Genomic DNA, 4768 nt, shown 5'->3' with positions numbered 1-4768 from the left:
TCAAGTTTTCGCGGCGGAATTGGAAGCGGAAGACGACTTTGCGATCGCCCGCTGCATTTTGATTCGGATTCGCATCTAATTCTCCCCGCCCAGAAACTAATACTTTCTGCTGCAATTGGGCTTTTTTAGGAAAATCAACCTCCTCGGAAAACATATAATTAGAAACAGCTAAAGCCCGCCGCAAACTCAGTTCCAGATTTTTTGGTTCTGCACCTGCAGAACTGGTATGTCCTTCGATGACAACGCGAGCAATTTGTTTTTCAAACTGTTGGTTAGCAAAAAGGACTTGGCTGTAAACAGGAATGAAGGCTTGCAAAAACTTTTTTCCTTCTGGTTTGAGCACAGAACTGTTATTATCAAACAAAATGCGATCGCGAATACTGACATCTCCGGTTCCGGGATCGACTGTAAAAATATCTTTGTTTCCAACTTTCCCCTCTAAAGCATTAACAATAATCTGCGGTAATCCTTTAAATGCGTTTTGATATTGCTGCAATTCCTGCCGCAGTTTTTCCACCTGAAGGATTTTTTCATCCAGCATTTTCACCTTTTCGCTGAGTTGAATTTGCACGGTGATGAACAGGAGGGCGAACAACATCAGCAAGCCGGACATTAAATCGCCGATGGACAGCAGGACGCTGGAATCTTCCTCTTCTTCTATTTCCGGTGAATTGTCTAAATCTTTCATTTTTGCACTCTGGCTGATTTGTTAATTAGGAGCGAAAACTTAATAACTTAAACACCTGTTACAGTCCTCTCTCCTGTAAGTTGCGAAATAGAAGGAGGCAGAGCCTCCGGATCTGCATTACCAGGCAGAGCCTGGTAACGAGCAATCTTAGCCCCCCCGAACTCGCGGGGGGGTTGGGGGGGTAATATCTAGCGCTACTTTATGAAATTGGTATTATTTCTTCGTTCCCAAATTATCAGCAGCAGCCACCAAATAATGAGCAACCTGCATTAAACCATCCGAAGATTCTTGCAATCCGCTGCACACTTTTGCCATCGAAGAATCTGCTTCTTCAAAAAACTTGTGCTGGGATGACGTAGTTTTTTCCAAATAGCCAATTAATTGATTGTTACCAGACTGCAGCGCGCGATCGAACTGATCTGTCATATTTTGATACGCACTCTCAACCCGCCGCACTTGTTCTTGTTCCGCTTGCAAAGCTGCATTTAATTGATTCACCAAACTTGTATAGGTAGTTTGCAACCTTTCCCCTTCGACATTGAACTGATTTGCCATTTTTTCATACACGCTTTCTACCCGCAGCACTTCTTGTCCGGTTATCTTCGCTAGTTCCTGCAACTGTGCCAAACGCTGGCTGGAATTCAACCCCACAGAATTAGCAAACTGGCTCACTTCTGCGGCTGTTGTCAAAATTTTGTCCATACTTTCGTCAACTTGCTGCGACATCAATTTGCGCTTCTGCGATTCTTCCTGAAAAACTTTTTGCAAGCCCAGTACAACCTGCGCTAAACCTTTTTGCTGTTTGCCTAAAGTACCTTCTAATAAGTTGTTTTGTGCTGTAAAGAATTGCTGGAGAGAGGATTGATATGTTACCCGGAAGTTGTCTAATTCTTCCTGGACTGTAACGCGGGTATTTTGCAGCATGGTGTCAACGTTTTGCAAGCTGCCAACTAGATTTTCTCGCGCTTTGTCCATTAGTTCAGAAGCTTCATCGCCTACTGCTTTAATGGTGTCTGACTGAGTTTGAAAAGCTGCGTGGGTGGCATTTAAAATATTGGTCATTCTGGCTTCAACTCCTTCTAGCATTTCCTTTTCTTGTGCTGCTTGAGTGTGGAGAGATGCTTGCAAGTTATCTTGAATTCCTCTAAAGGTGTTGGCGGCTTCTTGGGCGCTTTCTTGGAAGGCTGTTCTTTGGGCTTTCATGCCTTCAATGCTTTCTCCAACTCCCGATCGCATTTCGGTAGCCATTTCTTGCAAAACGCCGTGGGTGTCTGTCTGAAACTGTCCTAAAATCTGCTGCAAGTTGGTGGCAAATTCCTGTAACTGCACTAATGTATCTTGCTGGAAAGTTTGAATTGTCAGGATAGATTGTGCTAAACTAGAAGATATTCCGCCCAATTCGTTCTTGAGTTCTCTGACAGCTTCGGATGCTGATTGAGTTAACTGGGCGCTTTGATCTAATCGCCCTACTACTGGTTCGATTACTTCGGTGCGGAGTCCTGAAAGTAGATTGTTTAATATCTCTTCGCCTTGGTCGGCTTTAATTTGTTTTAGTAGGGATAACTCTTGGCGAATGTCTTGAAAAACTGGGGCCATTGCTAAGCCAATTTGCTGTCCGAGTTCCTGGGAGTTCACATTGCTTTGCGCCTCGACAATTTGAGCAAACCCGGTTTTCATTGTTTCGGTTGCAAGGGCGATCGCACTTTCAACATCGCCGCTAGAATTGGCGCGGGAAAATATTTGTTCTGGGGTTTGTAATTTGGCGATTTTATCTAATTTATTGCGTAAATTATCGCGATTAGCAATGCGCGCGCGATCGCCCCAAGCCAAGACAAGCGTAAATATGCTAGAAGAGCCCAAACCCATCAAAGAAGTCGAAAACGCTGTTTTCATTCCCTCCAGCAACGTGCCGATCGACGGTAGCAGTTCTTTGGTATCTTGCAAAGAACCCAAGTTAACATCTTGCAAGCCGGTTTGAATGCCGTAAAATGTACCTAAAACCCCCAGCGCGACTAAGGTGCTCGGTACAAACCGCCACTGACTTCGAGGTGCCGATCGCCCTAAAATTGCGGGATACTGAAACAACACAAACCGCCCGGATTTTACCTGCGCCCTGTAAGCCTCGCCGCCTGCGGTTATTTCGCCCGCCAAGTGTTCGCTAAACCAGTCTAGCAGCAGTTTCCAGGTATCTGCAGGTGTTTCCCGCTGGCGCAGTTCGATCGCCCCTGATGTACCGCTGTCTAACTTCGAGCTCAAATAGTCGATCGCATCAGAAGTCGATCGGCTTTTCGCGCCCAGATAGCGCTGATACTGCTTCACAGAAGTGCACTCGCCCCACACAGCCGCGCCCAGCAAAATTAGCGCCGCCCAGTGAAAAATGCTGTTCTGCCAAATTACCCCAAAAACAGCAGTCAAATAATTAATTAATTGCATATTGACAACCCGTTGAACTTGTGTATTTTACTCTCATCTCAATTCTGGAAAAAACCAACCTTAACGTTTAAATATAACATTTCCCACCGTCACAAAAACCACCATAAATTTTAGCTAATCGATCGCATATTTCACTTTTATTCATAAATTGTGTCATCATAAATCAAAAATGAAGAGGTACGAAATGTCAGCAGAATCGCCAGCCCCAAAAATAGTCATCGTCGGTGCAGGATGGGCCGGATTAGGAGCCACCTATCACCTCGCCCAGCAAGGCTACGACGTAACTTTGTTAGAAGCAGGCCCTCAGCCGGGAGGCTTAGTCGCGGGATGGAAAACCGCCGGCGGGCGTTCCGTAGAAGCAGGCATTCACGGCTTTTGGTATCCCTACAAAAATATCTTTTCCTTAGTCAAAGAATTAGGACTCGATCCGTTTACGCCTTGGACTCGTTCCTGTCAGTATTCCCCCGCCGGATTGGAAGTAGAATCGCCAATATTTCAGGACGAGCCGCGACTTCCCACACCGTTAGGAACCTTTCTTTACACCCGATTTAAAAGACTGCCATTAGTCGATCGGCTTTCAGCCTTACCCTTACTCTACGCCGTCCTAGATTTCGACAATTCCGACGCAGCTTGGCGCAGGTACGATCGCGTTACAGCCCGCGAATTGTTCAAACAGTTTGGCGTATCTGCGAGGCTGTACCGCGATGCTTTTGAGCCGATGTTATTAGTAGGTTTATTTGCACCAGGAGAACAATGTTCTGCCGCCGCAGCTTTGGGAATGCTTTATTATTTCATCTTAGCACACCAACCAGATTTTGATGTAGTTTGGTGTCGCGGCACTGTCGGAGAAAAAATCTTTCGCCCCTGGGTCGATCGCCTAGAAAAAATCGGCGCTAAAGTATTGACAAATCAGCGAGTTACTGATTTAATTGTTGACAGCAACAACCGAGCTACAGGCGTAGTTTGTGGCGATAAAACCTTCGAGGCAGATGCAGTTATTTTTGCGGTTGGCGTTACTGGGATGCAAAAAATTATTAGCAGTAGCACAGCTTTGCAAAGCCGCCAAGAATTTCGGGACGTGATGAATTTGGGCGCTGTTGACGTGTTAGCTGTCCGTCTCTGGTTTGACAGAAAAATTGACATTCCGCTGCCTTCAAATGCCTGTTTTGGATTTAGTTCGACTACGGGTTGGACATTTTTTGATTTGAATGCTTTGCACGACGAATTCCGAGCGGAACCGGGAACAGTTGTCGAAGCTGACTTTTATCACGCCAATCAATTAATTCCCCTGAAAGATGAGGAAATTGTTGCTTTAGTGCAGCGGGATTTAGCGACTTGTATTCCGGCTTTTCGGGAAGCCAAAGTAATTGACAGCAGCGCGATTCGCTTGTCGCGGGCGGTGACGCATTTTGCACCGGGAAGTTATCAGTATTTGTTGCCGGCGGTAACAAGTTATGATAATGTATTGATGAGCGGCGATTGGGTTGTTACCCGTCACGGTTCTTGGTCGCAGGAAAAGGCTTATGTTACTGGTTTGGAGGCGGCAAATTTGGTAATTTCGCGTTTCGGAATTGGCAGCAAAGCGGCAGTTATTCCTGTCGAGGCTGATGAGCCGCACATTCAAGTTGGGAGACAGATTAATCAGTT

General features: G+C 45.8%; 3 protein-coding genes. 1 reads left to right on the top strand and 2 read right to left on the bottom strand.

The window, feature by feature from the left end; translation table 11 throughout:
- Positions 1-688: OmpA family protein (locus WBA89_RS08540; protein ID WP_424405600.1), on the bottom strand; the 688-nt coding region annotated here is incomplete at its 3' end.
- A 213-nt stretch (positions 689-901) separates the two neighbouring features.
- On the bottom strand, positions 902-3121 hold the full coding sequence (locus WBA89_RS08535) for a hypothetical protein (protein ID WP_424405598.1): 2220 nt from the start codon (positions 3119-3121) through the stop codon (positions 902-904).
- Between the two features lie 184 nt (positions 3122-3305).
- Here WBA89_RS08535 and WBA89_RS08530 point away from each other — a divergent pair.
- The coding region (locus WBA89_RS08530) for a hydroxysqualene dehydroxylase (RefSeq protein ID WP_424405596.1) at positions 3306-4768 on the top strand (1463 nt) is incomplete at its 3' end.

The sequence above is a fragment of the Microcoleus sp. genome, from assembly GCF_049646505.1.
In the GTDB taxonomy this organism is placed as follows: domain Bacteria; phylum Cyanobacteriota; class Cyanobacteriia; order Cyanobacteriales; family Microcoleaceae; genus Microcoleus.
Note: the sequence above shows the minus strand (reverse complement) of the source record. Positions and strands in the feature narration are given on the sequence as shown.